Annotated in this window: 18 protein-coding genes; 8 read left to right on the top strand and 10 right to left on the bottom strand. The window is 67.5% G+C overall.

Annotated elements, in window-relative coordinates; all coding sequences use genetic code 11:
• Positions 1-28: 28 nt before the first annotated feature.
• Entirely contained in the window at positions 29-742 is a 714-nt protein-coding gene (locus WKB88_RS02050; RefSeq protein ID WP_341392876.1) for a TetR/AcrR family transcriptional regulator, read from the bottom strand.
• Positions 743-843: 101 nt separating this feature from the next.
• Between WKB88_RS02050 and WKB88_RS02045 the strand changes: the two genes are divergently transcribed.
• On the top strand, positions 844-1566 hold the full coding sequence (locus WKB88_RS02045) for a DUF4386 domain-containing protein (RefSeq protein ID WP_341392875.1): 723 nt from the start codon (positions 844-846) through the stop codon (positions 1564-1566).
• A gap of 4 nt (positions 1567-1570) precedes the next feature.
• Here the strand turns inward: WKB88_RS02045 and WKB88_RS02040 are convergent, their stop codons facing one another.
• Both WKB88_RS02040 and WKB88_RS02035 read right to left on the bottom strand, forming a co-directional pair.
• Positions 1571-1996, bottom strand: coding sequence for a hypothetical protein (locus WKB88_RS02040; protein ID WP_341392874.1), 426 nt, complete (start codon positions 1994-1996; stop codon positions 1571-1573).
• A 23-nt stretch (positions 1997-2019) separates the two neighbouring features.
• Positions 2020-3996, bottom strand: coding sequence for a primary-amine oxidase (locus WKB88_RS02035; protein WP_341392873.1), 1977 nt, complete (start codon positions 3994-3996; stop codon positions 2020-2022).
• Between the two features lie 192 nt (positions 3997-4188).
• On the opposite strand from WKB88_RS02035, the gene WKB88_RS02030 reads away from it, so the two are divergent.
• Positions 4189-5883 carry an amidohydrolase gene (locus WKB88_RS02030; protein WP_341392872.1) on the top strand — a complete coding sequence of 565 codons (1695 nt, stop codon included), beginning with the start codon at positions 4189-4191 and terminating at the stop codon, positions 5881-5883.
• A gap of 144 nt (positions 5884-6027) precedes the next feature.
• A complete protein-coding gene (locus tag WKB88_RS02025) occupies positions 6028-6615 on the top strand; it encodes a TetR/AcrR family transcriptional regulator (protein ID WP_341392871.1) in 588 nt (195 codons plus the stop codon).
• 17 nt (positions 6616-6632) lie between these two features.
• Here WKB88_RS02025 and WKB88_RS02020 read toward each other — a convergent pair whose 3' ends face one another.
• Both WKB88_RS02020 and WKB88_RS02015 read right to left on the bottom strand, forming a co-directional pair.
• Entirely contained in the window at positions 6633-7136 is a 504-nt protein-coding gene (locus WKB88_RS02020) for a TetR/AcrR family transcriptional regulator (RefSeq protein WP_341392870.1), read from the bottom strand.
• A gap of 26 nt (positions 7137-7162) precedes the next feature.
• Positions 7163-7372 carry a hypothetical protein gene (locus tag WKB88_RS02015; protein WP_341392869.1) on the bottom strand — a complete coding sequence of 70 codons (210 nt, stop codon included), beginning with the start codon at positions 7370-7372 and terminating at the stop codon, positions 7163-7165.
• 257 nt (positions 7373-7629) lie between these two features.
• Here WKB88_RS02015 and WKB88_RS02010 point away from each other — a divergent pair, with 257 nt between their 5' ends.
• The 4 genes from WKB88_RS02010 (at position 7630) to WKB88_RS01995 (ending at position 13453) form a co-directional block, all read left to right on the top strand.
• Positions 7630-8631: an AraC-like ligand-binding domain-containing protein gene (locus tag WKB88_RS02010; RefSeq protein WP_341392868.1), complete on the top strand. Its 1002-nt coding sequence runs from the start codon at positions 7630-7632 to the stop codon at positions 8629-8631.
• Between the two features lie 144 nt (positions 8632-8775).
• Positions 8776-10263 carry an APC family permease gene (locus WKB88_RS02005; RefSeq protein WP_341392867.1) on the top strand — a complete coding sequence of 496 codons (1488 nt, stop codon included), beginning with the start codon at positions 8776-8778 and terminating at the stop codon, positions 10261-10263.
• Positions 10264-10375: 112 nt separating this feature from the next.
• Positions 10376-11803, top strand: coding sequence for an aldehyde dehydrogenase family protein (locus WKB88_RS02000; RefSeq protein ID WP_341392866.1), 1428 nt, complete (start codon positions 10376-10378; stop codon positions 11801-11803).
• A 135-nt stretch (positions 11804-11938) separates the two neighbouring features.
• On the top strand, positions 11939-13453 hold the full coding sequence (locus WKB88_RS01995) for a GMC family oxidoreductase (protein WP_341392865.1): 1515 nt from the start codon (positions 11939-11941) through the stop codon (positions 13451-13453).
• Here WKB88_RS01995 and WKB88_RS01990 read toward each other — a convergent pair.
• From WKB88_RS01990 to WKB88_RS01980, 3 genes are read right to left on the bottom strand one after another with little or no spacing between them, the layout of a single operon-like run.
• Positions 13447-13713, bottom strand: coding sequence for a hypothetical protein (locus WKB88_RS01990; RefSeq protein ID WP_341392864.1), 267 nt, complete (start codon positions 13711-13713; stop codon positions 13447-13449). The genes WKB88_RS01995 and WKB88_RS01990 overlap by 7 nt on opposite strands.
• Positions 13714-13722: 9 nt before the next feature.
• Positions 13723-14868 (bottom strand): baeRF2 domain-containing protein, encoded by a 1146-nt coding sequence (locus WKB88_RS01985; protein WP_341392863.1) that lies wholly within the window; start codon positions 14866-14868, stop codon positions 13723-13725.
• A 27-nt stretch (positions 14869-14895) separates the two neighbouring features.
• Positions 14896-15603, bottom strand: a complete 708-nt coding sequence (locus WKB88_RS01980) for a maleylpyruvate isomerase family mycothiol-dependent enzyme (protein ID WP_341392862.1) — start codon at positions 15601-15603, stop codon at positions 14896-14898.
• Positions 15604-15817: 214 nt separating this feature from the next.
• On the opposite strand from WKB88_RS01980, the gene WKB88_RS01975 reads away from it, so the two are divergent.
• A complete protein-coding gene (locus WKB88_RS01975; protein ID WP_341392861.1) occupies positions 15818-16999 on the top strand; it encodes a DUF4232 domain-containing protein in 1182 nt (393 codons plus the stop codon).
• Positions 17000-17043: 44 nt separating this feature from the next.
• Here the strand turns inward: WKB88_RS01975 and WKB88_RS01970 are convergent, their stop codons facing one another.
• Positions 17044-17763 carry an IclR family transcriptional regulator gene (locus WKB88_RS01970; protein ID WP_445818851.1) on the bottom strand — a complete coding sequence of 240 codons (720 nt, stop codon included), beginning with the start codon at positions 17761-17763 and terminating at the stop codon, positions 17044-17046.
• Complete coding sequence (locus WKB88_RS01965; protein ID WP_341392859.1) at positions 17760-19661, bottom strand: FAD-binding monooxygenase; 1902 nt, start codon at positions 19659-19661, stop codon at positions 17760-17762. Before WKB88_RS01965 ends, WKB88_RS01970 begins: the two co-directional genes overlap by 4 nt.
• Positions 19662-19788 lie beyond the last annotated feature (127 nt).

Here is a 19788-nt window from a genome sequence, read left to right as displayed (position 1 = left end):
CTAAAGCGCCCCGGGCTGCGCTCAAGCGTCAATCGCCTGCGCCGCCGCCGCGCCAGGACCCGCGCAGAGATTCAACTCCGTCCAGCAGGACATCGAGTCCGACGGCGAATTCGGCGTCGTAGTTGTAGCCTTCCTTCGCCAGCTCCCCCACCACTTCAAGCAGGTACGGATACCGTGCCGCGGCCTCGGCGGATTCAGCGTCGAGGGTGGCGGCGGCAGCCTCGGCTGACTCCTCCGGGGTTTCGAAAGACAGGGTTTTCTGCTGCAGGGCGAAGCCGTACACATAGGCATCCAGCATGCTCATGACGTGGACGGTGGTGCGGAAGGAAAAACCGCTCTGCCGCAGGCAGCCCAGCATCGCGTTGTGCTGGTGCAGGCTCTCCGGTCCCGGCCGGCCGGCCGCCTCCATCAGCCCTACCGCCCACGGGTGCCGCACCAGCGCGGCCCACAGGGAAACGGCACGTCCCCGCATGGCCTGCTTCCAGCCGCGCGCGCTGTCCGGTTCGGTGACCTCGGCCCAGACGAGGTTCACCATGCCCTCGAGCAGTTCCTGCTTGTTGGCCACGTGCTTGTACAGCGCCATGGGCACCACACGCAGTTCCTCCGCCAGCGTGCGCATGGTGAAGCCGTCAATGCCCGCCTGATCGGCCAGTTCGACGCCGGCGCGGAGCACGGCGTCCCGGTTCAGCCGCGGACGGCGTTCGGCCGGTTCCTGCAGACGTGCCTTCGGTACCTGTCCCACAGAGCCGCCTTCCCGGAAGTAATGCTTGACAGAGTGTACGGCATACACCTACGTTCAGGGTATCCGGTGTACGAAGTACACCTTTGGCCGACAGGAGCACCATGAAAGCCTCCAACCGGACCGCCCGGACCGCCGGGATCCTCTTCCTCCTCACCTTCGCCTCGGCCATCGCCGGGGCAGCACTGTACGCACCGCTGCTCACCGAGCCGGATTACCTCACCGGACCCGGCGCGGACACCCGGATCCTGCTCGGAGCCGTGTGTGAACTGGTGCTGATCATCACGAACATTGGCACCGCCGTCGTGCTGTATCCCGTCCTCCGCCGGCACAGCGAGACCGCCGCGGTCGGTTATGTTGCGGCGAGGATCATGGAATGCGCGCTCATTGCCGTCGGGATCCTCAGCGTGCTCACCGTGGTGACGCTGCGCCAGAGCACCGGAGCCGACGCCGGAGAGTACCTGCCCGTGGCCAGGGCCCTGGTGGCGGTGCACGGCTGGACGTTCCTGCTCGGTCCGGGATTTGTGGTGGGGATCGGCAACGGACTGCTGCTCGGGTTCCTGATGTACCGCTCGCACCTGGTGCCGCGGCCGATGGCGTTGTTCGGCCTGATCGGCGGTCCATTGATGTCGCTGTCCGGCCTTGCCGTGCTTTTCGGAACCTATGAGCAGACTTCGGTTCCGTCCGCGCTGGCCACCCTCCCGGAGATCATCTGGGAGGCGTTCCTTGGCATTTACCTGACCGCCGTCGGTTTCCGCCGGGTGAGAGGGAACGGCGCGGGCGCGGCGCCTGGCACCGCTACCAACCGCCAAACGGCTGAGCCTTAAGCAATCAGTAGCGGCCCAGTACCGGCCGTGCCGTTGGTGCCACGTCAGCAACGGCACGGCGCCGGAGCCAGGTCGCGGCCAGCATAGCCGCGCACAGTTCCCACCCGATCAACGCCAGCATGCCGAAGGTGGCTCCACTGCCGGCAGCGGCAGCCGAGACCGCAACCGCCCCGCCGTGCTGGTGCCCGGCGCCTCCCCCGCCGGGGGCCAGCAGCAGCACCGCATGAACGGCCACCATGGCCAGTGCGCCGTCCATCAGCATCCGCGCGGCGCCCAGGGACCCGGAGCGCCACAGTGGCAGCACGCAGGGCAGGCACATCAGCGCCATGGCCACCATGGCAGCAGCCCCGAACCCGGAGTGCTGCCCGGCCATCCAGACGTGCACGCCGGCGGAGGCCAGAGCCGCAGCGGAACAGAGGCGGGGGTGCATTCCGGCACCCGCAGGGCGGACGGCTACCGGTGGCAATGCCCGCCGGATTCCGGGGCGGGAACGTCCAGCACGGGCGAGCGGTCGAAGAAGCCCTCGGGCCGCAGCTTGAACCCGGTGGTGTCCACGGGCATGATCGGCCAGTCCTCCACCCGCGGGAAGTGCGTCAGGCCGAAGGTGTGCCACACGGAAATGTCCTGCCCGTCGATGTCCCGGTCCGCCTGCACCCACTCCGGAATGCCGCCGCCGCCGGAGTGCTGGTTGACGAAGTCTCCGGTCGGGTAGCGCTGGGACTCGTCCCGCCGGGTCACCCACAGCGCCTTGGACGCGAAGGTCGCCCGGCGGTAGATGGAGGAATCCTCGTCGGCCAGCAGGGTGGGCTGGCCCTCGGGATGCAGCTTGTAGGCCACTGGCTCCCCCAGCCGGTTGAGCTTTTCGGGGTTGCTCACCACCCAGGTGCGCCCGACGCCGGCGGCGGCATCGCGGGCAGCCTCCGACTCCCGCGCCAGGACGGTCCGCTTGCGGGTGAAGGCGTTGCCGCGCGGGTTTTCCGGGCTGGCCGGAACACGCACGGCGTCTTCTTCCTCAACCCGGCCCGGGCCGCCGTCGAGCGCGAAATCCAGCCGGGCACCGAACAGGTGCTGGTGGAACGGGGCGCCCAAACCGGGAGCCATCTCGGACGCGTAGGGGTAGTCCTTGCCCGGGTAGGCGCTGGTGAAGACGACGCCGGTGGCCTTGGCCTCGAACTCGATGGTGCCGTCCAGGTACAGGTACCAGTAGAAGCCGTAGTCGTAGTTGCCCACGGTGGTGAAGAAACTGATCACGAGCCGGCGGTTGCGGCGGGTGTAGTTGATGCCGGACCACAGGTCCGAGTGCTTGGAGAGGATGGAGGCGTCCTCCTCGTGCATGCAGATGCCGTTGCGGATGGTGCGCGGATTGCCGCGGGAATCGGAAACCGTGGGCGAGATGTAGTGGATTTCGCCCAGGCAGTCGCAGCCCAGTTCCAGTGAATTGGCGAACTGGCCCACCAGGTATTCGCCGGTGTCGAAGTAGTTCTGCCAGGACCGGGTGGGCGCGGGATCCCCGTACGGGACCACCATCTCGGCAATGGAGGCGCGGTTCAGGATCCGGCGTACGCGCCCGCCGTCCTCGAAGCCGATGTTGTAAAGCACCAGGCCCTCGCGAACGTCAAAGCCCACGTCCAGGTGCCACTTTTCCCACTCCACGTGATTCGTTCCGGTGACGGTGAAGCTCGGGCCCTCCGGCTGGGTGATGCTGATCGGTTTCTGCGTGGTGCGCAGCGGTCCGGTGAGGGCCGGGTCGGTGTAGTTGCCGTGTTCCCCCGGCACCGGGACCGCGCCGAAGTCCAGCACCTGGTCCACGGTCCGGGCGCTGACGTCCACGTATCCCACCAGTCCGTCAATCGGATGAGCCCAGGCGGAGTCCTCGGCATGGGTCTGCAGGAAGGCCAGGCCGCGCAGGATCCGCCGGCCCTTTTCCTCGGGGTATTCAAAGACGCCCGCGGACAGCGGCGCCACCCGGACCTGTGCGACGTCGAGCCCGCGCTTTTCGAGTGCGGCAAGCCAGTCCGGGTCGGTGGAAAGGATCTGTTCAACCACCTCGAATTCCTCTTCCAGCACCGGCAGCTCGCCGGTTACCGAGGTGTCCAGTTCGACGTCGGACACCACCTGGCGCGCGGTGACGGAAACGACGACGTCGTGCGGTTTGCCGCCGTCGGTGTCCAGCAGGAAGACCCGGAACCGGCGGTCGGCCGGGGAATCCTGGTCTGTGCCGGCGGGCGGATCGACCAGGCCCAGGTACGCGATGCGGGCCGTCTCCGGAAACAGTCCGGCGGCCTCAAGGGTTTCCCGGACGGCGGTAATCTCCTCCGGGGCGGCCAGCGCGTACGCTGCTGCTTCACCCTGCCCGGGTGTGGCCAGAACTGCTGTAGCCGAAGCTGTTTCTTCGGGACCGGATGCGGGGGTGGAATGGCACTGGCTCATGGACTCTCCGGATTCATCAAACGGGTTTTTTCTATGGCTGTAGACGATAACGGGCTGTGACCTGAGTTACAAGAGCCAAGTACACCGCTGGGAAGAGAAGTGCACGCATCAACAAGTGCGGCACGCTCGGCGCCAAGACGTCCCGTGCCGGCGGAGGCGAAGCTGAACGGAACTTCTGCGGAAAGGCCCGTCATGCCCGAAACCACTTCCCCCGATCTGGTGCTGCTCAACGGCGTCATAGACACCCTGGACCCGGCGCTCGGACGGACCCACGCACTCGCGTCCGCCGGCGGCGTCGTCGTGGCAACCGGAGATGCTGCCGCCGCGCTGGCACCGGAGGCCGCTACAGTCCTGGACCTGGACGGCGCGTATGTCATGCCCGGCCTGATGGACGTGCACAACCACCACTCCGCTGCCGGACAGGCGGATCTGTTCGAATGCCGCATTCCGCCCACAGCCGGACTCGACGCGTTCCTGGACGAGGTGGCGGCCTGGTCATCGGCCCTGCCCGCGGATGCCTGGGTGGTCGGCGGGCAGTGGGGTTCCGGCCTGCTGGAGGAGATCAGCACCCCCGAGGCCCTGGCCCGGCTGGACGAGGCCACCGGCGGACGGCCGGCGATGCTGCGCGATGACAGCCTGCACAACCGCTGGGCCAACTCGGCCGCCCTGGCGGCAGCTGGCATCGGCCCGGAAACTCCCCACCCGGAGGGCGGACGCATTCTGCACGACGGCGCCGGCAGGCCCACCGGTGTCCTGTTCGAGGCAGCGGGTGTCCTGGTGGAAAAGGCCCGCGCGGCGGGCGGCGGGGACTCCGTCGGGGATTTGGCCCGTGCTGCGGAGCGCGGCATTGAAATGCTCCACGCCTATGGCATCACCGGCTTCCAGGACGCGGCCAGCTCCCTGCAGCTGCTGCAGGCACTGAAACAGCTCGACGACGCCGGGCGGCTGCAGGCCTGGGTAGTCACCTCCATGGCGGCCAATGACTTCATTTTCGGCACGGCTCCGCTGGGCGAAGGCATCATCGAACACCGCGAGAGCCTGCGCTCGGCCCATCACCGGCCGGATTTCATCAAGATTTTCCTCGACGGTGTCCCGCCGGCCAGGACGGGCGCTTTCCTGGAGCCCTACCTGCCCGAGGACGGCGTGCCGGGCTGCACCTGCGGCACCACCACCATGAAACCCGAAGAGCTGGAGGGCTGGCTGATGCGCACGGCGGCCCGCGGCATCTCCGCCAAGATCCACTGCACCGGTGATGCATCGGTGCGCCTGGTCCTGGACACCGTGCAGAAGGTCCGGGCAGCCGGACACGGCGAAGTCCGCTATCACATTGCCCACGGCCAGTTTGTACAGGAAAGCGACATTCCGCGCTTCGCCGAGCTGGGCGTGACTGCGGACATCTCGCCGTCGCTGTGGTTCCCGGGCGTAATCTCCGAAGCGATGAAATCGGTGCTGCCGGCGGAGGTCGCCGAAAAAATGCAGCCCAACCGGTCACTGCTGGACGCCGGAGCACTCGTGGCCGCCGGATCCGACTGGCCGGTGAGCGTCTCCCCCAATCCGTGGGAAGGCATCTACGGGTTGGTCACCCGCAAGGATCCGACCGGAGAATTCCCCGGCACTCTGTGGGCGGAACAGGCGGTGACCCTCGAGGAGGCCGTCCGCATTTACACGGTGGACTGCGCCCGGGCCATGGGACTGGACGACGTCGCCGGAACCCTGGCGCCGGGCAAGTCGGCGGACTTCGTGGTGCTCTCAGCGGATCCCTTCGCCATCGATGTGGAGATGATTCCGGGCATCACTGCCGAGCAGACCTGGTTTGCCGGCCGGCAGGTTTTCTCAACGGAAGCCGCTGCAGCCGGACAGCCGGAGGCGGCCGCCCCGGCAGTGTGAACCGGGCCTGTACCCGCCGCCGGAAACCGGCATCTTCCGCAGCTCCCGTCCGCTTCCCGCAGGAACGTGGTCCTGGAGGCGGTCCCGCCTCGTTAGGATGGCCGGAGACGAGACGGCCGCGGGGGCCGGCACCGGAAGGGAAGCATGCCCAAGATCGTGGACCATGAGCGGCGGCGCGCTGAAATCGTGCAGACCACGTGGCGGGTGATCGCCCGGCGGGGGCTGGACGGCGCCACGCTGCGCGAGGTCGCGGCCGAGGCCGGGTATGCCAACGGCGCGATTAAGCCGTACTTTCCCGCCAAATCGGACCTCATGGAGGCAACGTTCCGCCACGTCTTTTCCCGCACCAACAGCCGCGGGGAGACGGCAACCGCGGGCCTGAACGGCTTTGAGGCCCTGCGGGCCTTCTGCCTTGAAGTGCTTCCCCTGGACGCAAACCGGCTGGATGAAGCGCGGGTGGTCATCGCCTTCTGGCAGCAGGCGCTACACGATCCGGCACAGGCCGAGGTCAACGACGCAGCCATGCTGCAGTGGCGCAGCAGCATCCGCGGCTGGCTGTCCGCGGCGCGGGGCGCGGACGACGGCGGACGAGTGCCGGCCGAGATCGCCGCCGAAAGCCTGCTGACCTTCCTGCTGGGCGCACAGGTAGCTGCCGTGTTTGATCCGGGCTTCAACTCCCCGGACCAGCTGGTTGCGCAGCTGGACGGGCAGCTGGATTTACTGCGCGGCTAGACGCGCTTCCCGGCAGCTCACCGGTCAAGCTTCACGTTGAGGTTCTGATCATCCAGAAAAGCCAACAGCGTCTTCTCCGCAAGTTCCCGGCGCCGGGGCAGCGGCAGGACCAGGCATTGTGCTGTGACTCCGTCTATCACAGCCAGCAGCATTGCCGCCTGCGGCCCCGGAACGCCGGCACCGGTGAACCACTGACGCAGTTCCTCGTCAGTGCGGGCAGCCTCAGCGGCAAGTTGCTCATCGCGGGCAGCCATTTCGGTATAGGCCAGCCAGACCCGCGCACGGCGCTCCCTCGCCTCATCCAGGGGGAGCCACTGCAGAGTCAGCTCCCGAAGCGTGGCGGGTTCTGCCGCCGCTACGGCAGCGAGAAACTGGCCGCTGGAATATTCGAAGCCCGCCCGGACCAGGTCGCGCTTGGTCCGGTAGTAGTACTGGACCTGGGCGGGAGAGATGCCCGCCGCCTGGGCCACGCTCCTGATGCTGAGCCTGTCGACTCCGTGTTCGGCCAGTACGTCCAGCACCGCGCCGAGGATGCGTTCTTCTGCCGTCAGAGGAGATCGTCTCCTCTCCTGCGGGCGCCGCCCCACTGCAATGCCACCAACTCAATGATCCCCAGCACAGCGATCACCGCTCCCGTCTGCCGAAGTCCGATCACCGGGGTCTCGACCTTCACAATATGGCCGAAGACCACATAGAGAACCGCACCGAAGACGACCATACCGACGCCGACAGCAATGCCTTTACCCTGCTTGCTCATGATTCCTCCAAAAGCGTTGAAGTACCTCTGTGTCTATACACTCGTACAGTACAGATGTATTCGGCATTTGTCTCCCCCTGCCGTGCCGCCAGTCGCCGCGGTTCCGCGTGCGCCGGCCGGACCACACGTACCCCTGGTCGCCGCCGGGAAGTTCGACACAGGGAGAAAAACTTCGACAAAGGCCCGGAAAGCGCGTAAGTTCCCTCTATGTGACCGCCGCCACGGACACTGCCGGTACCCGATGGGAAAGGAAGACCATGACAACCATGCTTCCCGACGGACCTGTCCGGGTGGCTTCCGGCGGGACCGTCCGGAACTCCGCCGGCGCCGTCGTCCGGGCCCAGTCCTTTCCGGAGTGGAAACGGCTCATCTCGGAGTCCTTTGTTCCGCTCGAGACGGCACCCGCCGGGATCCACCCGGAGGCGTCCTTCGCGGGCCAGCTCACCAGCCACCAGCTGCGCGAACTCGCCATAGTCCAGGTGGACGCCATGGCGCACGCCGTGAGGCGCACCCCGGAGCTGATCTCAGCCGGCGGATCAGGTTTCTACAAGCTGAACCTGCAGCTCTCCGGCAGCGGAGTCCTCCGCCAGGGCGGCCGCGAAACGGTGCTGACCACCGGGGAGCTGGCGATCTACGACACCGGCGAGCCCTACACCCTGCGGTTCGATGAGAGCTTTTCCACGCTGGTACTGATGTTCCCGAAGCACCTGGTGGGCCTCTCGGCAGACCAGATGCGCGGGCTGACCGCCATTCCGCTGGGCAAGGAACACCGGCTGGGCCGTGCCGTGGTGCCGTTCCTGACGCAAACCGCGCGCATGCTGCCCGAACTCGACGGACCGATTGCACACCGGCTGGCCATGAACACCGTTGACCTGCTGGCCACCCTGCTGGCGGACGAGGCCTATTCCAGCCCGGCGGCGGAGGGCGGCAGCCAGACCCGGATGCTGCACCGGATTCAGCTCTTTATCGACGGACAGCTCTCCAACCCGGACCTCTCTCCCGGCTACGTGGCCGCCGCGCACTACATTTCCACGCGCAGCCTGCACAAGCTCTTCGAAGACAGCGGAACCACTGCGGCGGCCTGGATCCGCGAGCGGCGGCTGGCAGGAGCCCGGCATGACCTGGCCGACCCCCTACTGGCCGACGTACCGATCTCTGCCATCGGCGCCCGCTGGGGCCTGCCCGACCCGGCGCACTTCAGCCGCATCTTCCGCGCAGCGCACGGCTGCTCCCCCACCGCCTACCGCCGGCGCACCTGAGTACGGCCACCTGCTTTTGCGCCAAGTGCACATATCGGCAATCAGTGCTCGCTGAAAGCCAAGCGGTGGCACTATGACGTAGGCCACAGTGAAGGTCACCCGTTCCGGGTGCATCGACTCAGCCTCGTCCGTCAGGAGACCTCCGTGTCCTTAACCGCCCAGCAGCGCAGCCCGGGCACGGCTCTGGGGCAGCGGCGCCTCGGTGTGCCGGCGCTCGTGTTCATGATCATTGCCGCCTCGGCGCCGCTGACGGTGGTGGCCGGCGGAGTGACAAGCAACTACGCCGTCACCGGACTGCCGGGCATCCCGCTCTCCTTCATCATTCTCGGCGCCGTGCTCCTGCTCTTTACCGTGGGCTACTCGGCCATGAGTCAGCACGTGCACAACGCCGGTGCGTTTTACGCCTATATTGCCCGCGGCCTGGGCCGGCCCGCCGGCGTCGGCGCCGCCTGGGTGGCCCTGGTGGCCTACAACGCCATGCAGATCGGCATCTACGGAATGTTCGGCTTCGCCCTGTCCTCCTTCATCACGGGCCTGAGCGGGGCGGAGCCCGCCTGGTGGATCTGCGCCCTGGCCGCGTGGGCCGTCGTCGCCGTGCTGGGCGTCTGCAAGGTGGATCTTTCGGCCAAGGTGCTGGGCGCACTGGTGGCCCTGGAGTTCCTCGTGGTCATTGTCTACGACCTCATTTCCGTGGCGGCGGCACCGGAAGGCATCACCGCCGCCTCCCTCGCGCCGTCGGGCCTGTTCACCGCCGGCGTCGGGGCCGCGCTGGCCTTCAGCATTGCTGCGTTCATGGGCTTTGAGTCCGGCGCCATCTACAACGAGGAGGTCAAGGACCCGCGCACCACCGCCCGCCGGGCCACCTTCATCGCCATTGTGGTGATTGCCTGCTTCTACGCCTTCTCCGCCTGGGCCATGTCCGTGGGCGAAGGGGACAGCCAGGTCATAGCGCGCTCCACCGAACTGGGTCCGGACCTGGTCTTTGCGTTCCTGGCCGACCGGGTGCCGCAGTGGGCGGTGAATCTGTCCTCGCTGCTGTTTGTCACCAGCCTGCTGGCAGCCCTGGTGGCCTTCCATAACGTGGTGGCCCGCTACTTCTTCGCGCTCGGCCGGGAGGGCGTGCTGCCCAAGGCCCTGGCCGCCACCAGCCCCCGCACCCAGGCCCCGGTGGCTGGCTCCCTGACCCAGTCCGCCATCGCCGTCGTGGTGCTGCTAATCTTCGCCGCCGCCGGCCGGAACTCCGAATCCGGGCCGCTGTTCCCCGTCCTCACCCTGTTCACCTGGCTGACCAACATGGGCGCCTTCGGCCTGGTGCTGCTGATGGCGCTGACGTCCTTCGCGGTGGTGGGCTATCTGAACCGCCACGCCTCCTGGTACGGCACCTGGACCCGGCTGATTGCACCGACTGCGGCTGGCATCGCCCTGGCCGCAGTGTTCAGCATGATCGTGGCCAACTTCGACGTGCTGATCGGCCTGCAGGAAGCGAGCATCCTTGGCTGGCTGCTGCCGGCCATCGTCCTGGCACCCGGGGTCCTCGGCCTCGCCTGGGGACTGGTGCTGCGCCGGCGCAGCCCCGAAACCTATGCGGGAATCGGCCACGGCGGTGACCTGCCGGAAGAAGGCGCCGCGTAGGAGCTGTGCACGCTTTGCCAAGCAGTACTCACGCAAAGCCAACCGCTGGCGCGGTGACCTGAGCCACAGTTAACTGGGACCACCGTCCAACCATCTTCCAAAGGAGCAGGATATGCCTCTCGCCGACTCAGCACTTACTTCCTACCAGGACCTTCTGGGCACCGTTTCGGCTGCCGGTGAAGGCCGGGACATCCTGGATCCGGCCACGGGCGAGCTGGTGGGCAAAGCTCCGGTCCACACCGTTGAAGACCTGGAGAAAGCGGTCTCCGCCGCCCGCGCCGCCCAGCCGTCCTGGGCCGCCCTCGGCCACACCGGCCGGCGTGAAGCCCTGAACCGCGCAGCCGACGCCGTTGATGCCGCGGCCGAAGGCCTCGCCGAGCTGCTCTCCCGCGAACAGGGCAAGCCGCTGAACGGACCCAACGCCCGCTTCGAAGTCGGCGGCGCCGCCGCCTGGCTGCGTGCCGCGGCCTCGTTCGACCTGGAGCCGGAGGTGCTGGTGGACGACGACGGCGGGCGGGCCGAGCTGCACTACCGGCCCCTCGGCGTCGTGGGCGCCATCGGCCCCTGGAACTGGCCCATGATGATCAGCGTCTGGCAGCTCGCACCGGCGCTGCGGATGGGCAACACCGTGGTGATGAAGCCCTCCGAATACACCCCGCTGTCCGTGCTGGCCCTGGCCGCCGTCATCAACCAGGCGCTGCCTGGCGACGTGCTGCAGGTGGTCTCCGGCGGCCGCGACGTCGGCGAGACACTCTCCGCCCATCCAGACGTGGACAAAATCATGTTCACCGGCTCCACCGCCACCGGCAAGGCGATCATCCGTTCCTCCGCCGACACGGTGAAGCGGCTGACCCTGGAACTGGGCGGCAACGACGCCGGGATTGTGCTCCCCGATGCCGATCCGGAGGCCATTGCCGAGGACCTGTTCTGGGGAGCGTTCATCAACACCGGGCAGACCTGCGCGGCCATGAAACGCCTCTACGTGCACGAGGACATCTACGACGACATCGTCACCGCGCTGGCCGGCGTCGCCGCCAAGATGCCCATGGGCGTGGGGATGGATGAGAACAACGTCCTCGGGCCGCTGCAGAACCAGGCGCAGTACACCATTGTGGCCGATCTCGTGGAGGCAGCCCGCGACTCCGGCGCACGGATAGTGCTCGGCGGAAACCCTGACCCCGACCGTCCCGGCTACTTCTATCCCACCACCCTGGTGGCGGACATCGACAACAGCAATCCGCTGGTCGCGAAGGAACAGTTTGGTCCAGCTCTTCCGATCATCCGGTACTCCACGGTGGACGAGGCAGTGGAAATGGCCAACGGCCTTGAGGTTGGCCTGGGCGCCTCCGTCTGGTCTTCGGACAAGGACGCAGCCAGGGAAGTGGCAGCCCGCATCCAGGCCGGCACCGTCTGGATCAACAAGCACGGCACCGTGGACCCGAGGATTCCCTTCGGCGGAGCCAAGCAGTCCGGCTACGGCCTGGAGTTCGGCGTCGAGGGCCTCAAGCACCTGGGTGCCCCGCAGGTCATCAGCTACTGACCACCTACTGACCTACGGGTCCCCCATACCCGCGGTGCCGGAACGGATCCCCCCCTGCCGGCCCGGCACCGCGCTTTTCTCCACTCTTTCTCCCGCTCCCGCTCCCTCCCCCCACCCCCGCAGTGAAAGGTCTCCGTGAACTCCTATATCGTCATCGGCGCCGGTTCAGCCGGCTGCGTCATTGCCCGCCGGCTGCTCGACGCCGGCCACCGGGTCACCGTCCTGGAAGCCGGGGGCGAGGACACCAACCCGGTAATCGCCGACGTGCACGCCGCCGGCGGCCTCTGGCACGGCCCCGAAGACTGGGATTACTACACCGTGGAACAGCCCGGCTGCTCCAACCGGCGGATCCATCTGCCCCGCGGCAAGGTGCTGGGCGGCTCCCATGCGCTGAACGCCACTATCTGGGTCCGCGGCGCCAAGCAGGACTACGACACATGGAACTACCTCGGCTGCCCGGGCTGGGGCTGGGAGGACGTCCTGCCGGTCTTCAAGGCCATCGAAAACTACGACGGCGGAGCCTCCGAGAGCCGCGGCACCGACGGACCGCTCGACGTCGTCGCGGACTTCCCGATGAACCCGGTGCAGGAATCCATCCTGGCCGGTGCTGCTGAAATGGGCATCAAGATCAACGAGGACTACAACTCCGGTGACGTTGAGGGCGCTTCGAAGATGCAGCTGAACATCCGCGACGGCAAGCGGTTCAACACCTGGCACGCGTATCTCCGCCCGGTGGCGGACAACCCGAACCTCACCCTGTTGACCGGCGCCGCCGTGCGCCGGCTGCTCGTGGAGGACGGGACGGTGACCGGCGTCGAGTTCGAGCAGGACGGCCGGCTCAAGTCCGTCAGCGCGGATGAAACCCTGCTGACCGCCGGAGCCATCGGCTCCCCCGAGGTACTGCTGCGCTCGGGCATCGGCCCGGCAGCGGAACTGCGGGAGGCCGGCGTCGAACCCGTCCTGGACCTGCCCGGGGTCGGCAAGAACCTGCAGGACCATCTGCTCTCCCCCGTCATTTTTACAACCACCGCCAAGCCGGTGCCCGCTCCCGAAGTGGGAGCCGCGGAAACGCACCTGTTCTGGAAGTCCCGTCCGGACCTGGCCGTGCCGGACACCCAGCCCATCCATTTCTCCCTGCCGATGTATTTCCTGGATTCCATGACCGGTCCCGAGAACGGATTCTCCCTGGTGGCCGGCATTGTCCGTCCGCTCAGCCGCGGCGAGATCACCCTCTCCGGCCCGGCACCGGAAGACCCGATCCGCATTGACCTGGGCGCCCTCAGTGAACAGGCCGACGTCGCGTCGCTGGCCGCCTCCGTGCGGCAGTGCCGCGAGCTGGGCCGCACCTCGGCACTGGCCGGGGAATGGGGTGCCGAGGAAATCTACCCCGGACCGCAGGTCACGGACAGCAGCGAGGATCTGGAACAGTACGTCCGCGACACCGTGGTGACTTACCACCACCAGGTGGGGACCTGCAAAATGGGCCTTGACGCCCTGGCCGTGGTGGATCCGCGGACGCTGCAGGTCCACGGAATGCCCGGGCTGCGCATTGCGGACGCCTCAGTGATGCCGCTGGTGCCCACGGGCAACACCAACGCGCCCACGATCATGATTGCCGAACGGGCGGCGCAGATGATCCTGGCTTACTGATCCTCCAGCCCCCGCTGGGCACGGTCGGCTTCCTCGGAGCTGCCCTCCGGCAGGGGGTCGGTGGCCGGAGGGACGTCGCTGGGTGCATAGTCGGCCAGTCCTGCCGCCACGCGCTCCTGTTCCGCCGCCCGCTGGAACGCGTCGTCGTCAATCTCCTCGGGCATCTTGCCGTGCCCGCTCTGGTCCGCCGGCGGAAGGGCGTCCTCCTGGGGGACAATCGGTTCGGGCCCGGTGGTCGGGTCTTCATTCGGGGTGGACATGATTCTCCTTTACGTTGCGTTGGTTCCGGGTGCCGCCGGCTCGGTGGGCCAGCGCAGCAGCGCGGCAATATTTGTCCCGGCGGGCAGCACGCCCTCCGGAACCAAAAGGACACTGGCGTCCGTTAACGCTCCGGCCCTCAGCAGAGCGGCAGGTGCCGGAACCGTGCCCAGTTCTTCCGCGCCCAGCGCCTGTTCGCCGGCGCTGGCCACCCACGGTTCTGCTCCGAGAGCCAGCAGACGGCGCTCGGAAAGTGCGCCGTCGTTCATGATCAGCACCTCCACCTGGGCCTGCTGCAGGGCATGGAGGACGGCACCAATGCCGATGGCGGACTGGGGATTGGCCTGGCCTTCCTCCTGGGCGAGGCGGTCCATGATGTCCTGCTGCTCGGCTGCCCACTGCAGGGCAATCCGCTCCTGGACTTCATCTTCCAAGCCCTCGGCGGGTGAGCCGCCCGTGTGGGTGTGGGCACCCACAAGGTTCACGAGGTCCCGGTGGGCTTCGGCGATCTGCTCCTTCACCAGGGTGCGGGCGCGGATGTCTCCGGACAGGGCAATTAGCCGGGCACCGCTGCTGTCCACGATTCTGTCGATCTCTTCGGCAACCTGGTCCGCATTGCGGCGCCAGGTTTGTTCGGTGCGTCGCTGCAGTTTGTCGTGCGCCCAGCCGCCCCCGGGGATTTTGTGGATGTCCTCGGTTGATCCCTCGACCTCCTGCACATTGGCGGGGCCGGCCCGGCCGATGTATTCCAGCCGGATCTCGGCGCTCTCGCGGGAGACTTCGGCAACGATGTACGGGAACTCCTCCGGGCGGTGTTTGAGCAGCGGCAGCAGATCCGGAACCACGTCCAGTGAAATCCGCTCCGGCATGATGAGCTCTCCGGGCAGCAGCTCGTTCAGCTCCACGGTTCCCTGACGTACAAGGACAAACCGTGACACGGGAGATGGCTGCCCCTGCGCAGGTGCCGTCGCCTGTTCCATGGCAACCAGGTCCTCGGCCGGAGCGCCCTGTTGCTCCAATGTCTCGCGGATGTTGCCCGGGCGGACCTCGGCGGCTTCCAGGCCGTCTACGGTTCCCGTTCCCGCATCAACATACGCCGTGCACCATGGCCCCTGTTTCCGGTAAAGCTCCGCGTACTTGTGGAGGCTTTCAGTCATCGCTTTCCCTCTCGCCGTTCGCCGTCGTCATTTCTTCTCCTGATGGGATGCGCGGGCAAGCGAATCCCCGCCTCCTCTGCCGGTCCCCTGCCCCCGCTGCACCCGTGCCCGCAGCGTCGCCGCTCCCGGTCCCGCAAGCTGGTCCAGGTACGAGGCCCGGCCCGCCATGCTCATGACAAGAGCCAGCGTTGTGCCTGTCACCAGCAGTCCGTACCCGGCGGTGAAACGCCCGTCCGTGGCCCGCAGCTGCAATCCATCCGCAGTGGTGCGGCTGGGAACCGTAAAGTCCCGGGCGGCAAAGAATTCAGCCACCGGGACCAGCGCCTCGACTGCCGGGGTCTGCCGGAGCCCCAGCGGCCGGCGGATGTCCTGGGCGTGCACAACAACTTCTCCCAGATAGGCGGCCGTGTGGGAGGAGGGCGCGGTGGTGCTGTCGATGATGCCGCGGAACCGGGCCAGGGTCTGGGCCGGCGTGCGGCCCAGATGCTCGGTCAGGCGCCGCTGGTTGTGCACCTCCGGGCGGAAGCGGGAGCCGATCATGCTTTGCAGCCACTGCCGCTGGTTCATGCTTGCCGCCGCCGTGAGATGGGCAACCACCTGTTCCACCGTCCACTGCCCGCACAGGCTGCCGTGCTGCCACTGCTCATCCGCCAGGTCGGCGAGGTCCTCGGCCAGCCGTGCCCGTTCCGCGCGCACCAAGGTCCACAGGGCGTCCTTCTCGTTGCTGCTGTTCATATCGGTCACTGTCCTGTACCCATGCACTCTCATGCACCACGCATCCGCGATCGCTAACCAACCGGAGACGCTCACGCTACCGCCGGCAGGCCGCAGCCGCCACGGTGTCAGGCGGATTGAAGCGCTTTTGGCCGTGATGGCTTCACCCGGACACGGCAGTGCGGGAAGGTTCGGCTTCCGCCGCAGCCCGGGGGCCGGCGGTAGCATCATCCAAATGGGGAAATCTGCGCCGTTGCTGCGCCCGCTGCTGCTTCCGGCCATCGTGGCCGCCGTGTGGATAATGACTGCAACGGCCGGACACCTGCTGATGACCCCGGCCGGCCTCCGGCTACATCCGGTTGCATCGCCCATGGCCGCGCTCGTCTTCCCGAATGCCCTTCCGGATCACCTGAGGCATGTGCTGGAGGGCCCGGGCTTCGCGGTGGTGACAGTCCTCGCGGCGCTGGCGGCGGCGGCGTTCGCCGCCGTGCTGCTGCCGGCCGCCGGCAAAGGCGCCGGTTCCCGGGGCACCGCTTTCCTCGCTGCCTGGGCCTGCGTGGTGGTGGCCTCCGTTGCCGGTTCCGCCGTTCTCGCCGGCGGGCTGGTGCTGGCGGAATGGCCGCCGGCCCGGAAAATCTACATCTTCAGTTCCGTGACGCCCCTGCTGGTGTCCGGTGCCTACTGGGGCGTGATCTGGGGCTGGATACCGGCGCTGCTTGCGGCCCGTTCGCCGGGCGTGCAGCGCACCCCTCCTAACCCGCCGGCCCCGCCCGCCCCGTCCGCACAGCCACGGCGGGACGCCGGTTCCGGACGGCCCTGGCTCCGGCCCCTGTGGGCCTTTGCCGGAGCCTCCGTTGCCCTCCTGCTGCTGACGCCGGTGCTGGCAACGGATCCGGATGTCTATGCCGAGCCCGTAACGCCGGAGCCCACCCAGGAACCCGTGGTGTACGGCGCCGACCCGGTTGGTCCTTCCCTCACACCGCCGGACCCGCAGTGGTGCACCGGCGAAGAGGTCACGGCGGACATCGACGGCTGGGATGCCGCCACCGGGCACCGCGGAGCACGCATCACTGTCACCAACACCGGCGACCGCAGCTGCATCGTCGACAACTATCCTGACCTGGCGTTCGAGAACACCGGCGGCTGGGTCATGGACATCACCGCGGTGCACGGCGGGTCCTTTATGACCGAGGACACGCCTGCCGGCCCCGTTCCCCTTGGCCCAGGGGACAGCGCCTCCGCCGGGATCGGCTGGAACGGGACCGCCGGAGCGGGGATGACCCGGGTGGGCACCCTATTGGTGGCGCCCTTCGCCGGGACCCTCCGCCAGAAACTGGAAGCGGACATTGACCTGACCGAACCGGGGTTCCTCACCGTGACGCGGTGGGCGCCGGCGGAGCCCCTGAGCTATAACTAGACGGCGCTGGAGGCTCCGATCCGCTGACACCGGACAGGCTGGAGCTACCCCAGCAGCTGTTCAAGGACGGAAGCCGATTCCCGCACCCGCGCCCCGAGCCCTTCGGCGGGAACATCGCTGGTCACGTACACCACGGCCAGGGCCGCCGGCAGCTGCCCGCTGACGCGCAGCGGAACGGCCACCGAACTCACGCCGGGAATGACTTCGTCGCGGCTTACCGCGAATCCGTTCCGGGCCGCGGCGCGCGACTCCTCACGGTACGGTTCCCCGGGCGCCAGTTCTTCCCACTCGGCTTCAGTGAGCGCCGATTGTATGGCGATGCCAGCTGCCCCGGCGGCAAAGGAATGCCGGGTTCCGGGGCGCTGGACAATGGTCCCTTCGCCGTGGGGCGGTTCCACCGACACCAGCGTCACGCACTGGCGCCGGTCCCACACGGCGACAAAGGCCGTCATCTGCAGGGCCGAGGACAGCGCCGTGAGCTCGGGAACGGCGGCGGTTTGCAGCCGGCTGCCAACCCCGCGTGCCAGTGCCGCCATCCCCGGTCCAATGGAGAACTTGCCGGCGTCGTCGCGGAACACCAGGGAGTGGTCCTCCAAAGTGCGCAGTATCCGGTACGCATTGGACCGGTGCACGCCCAGGGCTGACGCGATGTCGGCAATGCTCAGGCCGGCGGAGGAATCAGCCAGCACTTCCAGGGCACGGATGCCCCGGGAGAGCGTTTGGCTAGTGGAGGCGGTGGAGGCGGGCCGGTTCACGGCAGTCACACGATGTCGACCCGGCGCGCGGGCAGCAGCGGCGCGAAGAAGTCCGCCAGGTCCGCCGTCGCCGTCAGCGGCAGGACGTTGGCCACGTACTGGTCCGGGCGGACCACCACGACGACGCCGGAGCGGTCAAGTCCGCGCACATCGAAAATGTCGTCCGCGGGGTCAACGCCGAAGACCTTTGCGAGGTCGGTGAGCCCAAACGGCCCGACCGTCGGCTTGAAGACCGCCGGTACTGCCCCGATGTCGATGCCGGTGGTGGGCTGCTGGTAAATCACCTTGACGTCGAACCAGGCGTCGCGGTCTTCACCCTCGGGCGTCGCCGCCAGCGGGGAGTCCGGAGCGTTCGCCAGCCAGTCCGCAAGATCGGCGGTCGGGGACGGTGCACCGGCGGCGGCCGGATCAGCGAAGACGTAGATCCGCCAGCGGCCGTCGGCCTTCGCCAGGTGCCCGAGCTGGACCGGGTTGGCGTCGCTGACGCGCTTCACCGGCGACGACTTGAAGCGCTTGCCGATGGGGAATCCCGCGGCCAGGTCCTGGTGGGCAGGCTCGGCAATGAGCATGGACGGCGTGTACTGCGTCATGAAGCCTGCCGGGAACTCGGCCGTGCTCACATAGAAGTCCTCGAGGTCCGAGGGATTCTCGAACTCCTCGGGCTTCTTGGCCATCAGCGTGGACCACTCTTTGTCGAAGTCGATGAGGTTCTTCGCGACCACCTGGCGTTCCGCGGAGTAGGTGGAGAGCAGGCTTTCGGGGCTGCGTCCGTCCAGCACGTGCCCGAGCTTCCAGCCCAGGTTGAAGCCGTCCTGCATGGACACGTTCATCCCCTGCCCGGCCTTGGCGCTGTGGGTGTGGCATGCATCGCCGGTGATGAAGACGCGCGGGGTGCGGGTCCCCAGGTCCTCGGGCAGCACGTCGTCGAACCGGTCGGTGAGCCGGTGGCCCACTTCGTACACGCTGTGCCAGGCGACGTTGCGGACATCCAGGGTGTAGGGATGCAGGATGTCGTTGGCCTTGGCGATGATCTGTTCAATGGTGGTCTTGCGGACGGCGCCGTTGTCATCCTCGGGTACAACGCCCAGGTCCACGTACATGCGGAAAAGGTGCCCGCCTTCACGCGGAATGTGCAGGATGCTGCCGCCGTTGGAGGACTGGATGGCGCACTTGGTGCGGATGTCCGGGAAGTCAGTGGTGGCGAGCACGTCCATGACGCCCCAGGCGTGGTTGGCGGCGTCGCCGGCCAGGGTGCAGCCGATGGACTGGCGCACCCGGCTGCGGGCGCCGTCGGCACCCACCACGTACTTGGCTTTCACCACGCGCTCGGAGCCCTCGAGGGGCCCGGCCGTGTGGAGCAGCGTTACCGTGACGGGGTACTCGGCGTCGTCGTCGATTTCCAAGCCTTGGAATTCAAAACCGTAGTCGGGTGCCATCCGGGTGGGAGCGTAGGCCATGTACCGGGCGAAGTAATCCAGCACGCGGGCCTGGTTGACAATCAGGTGCGGGAATTCACTGATGCCGGCTTCGTCGTCGAGGGCACGGCCGGAACGGACAATGTTCTCGGGCTGCTCGGGGTCCGGGCGCCAGAAGGCCATTTCCGTGATCCGGTACGCCTCGGCGGTGATTTCCTCGGCGAAGCCGAAGGCCTGGAAGGTTTCGACGCTGCGGGCCTGGATCCCGTCAGCCTGGCCGATGGCGAGCCGGCCGCCGCGGCGTTCCACAATCCGGGTGGTGACGTTCGGGAACTGGGACAGCTGGGCTGCGGCTAGCATGCCCGCCGGCCCGGAGCCCACGATGAGTACGTCAACTTCCTCGGGCAAATCATCGGGGCGGTTGATGCCGACGCCGGCCGCCGGCTGGATGCGCGGGTCTCCGGATACGTAGCCGTGATGGTGGAACTGCACGGTGGTCCTCACTTCGTTGTGTTCTCTGTTGTCCGTGCCGTGTTGCCTATCTGTTCGATAGTTGAACACCGTGTTCGATAGTCGAAAAGCACGTGGTGTAAGCAGAGTACTGGACCCATGACGCAGC

Source organism: Arthrobacter sp. G119Y2 (assembly GCF_038069765.1).
Classification (GTDB): Bacteria; Actinomycetota; Actinomycetes; order Actinomycetales; family Micrococcaceae; genus Arthrobacter_B.
Note: the sequence above shows the minus strand (reverse complement) of the source record. Positions and strands in the feature narration are given on the sequence as shown.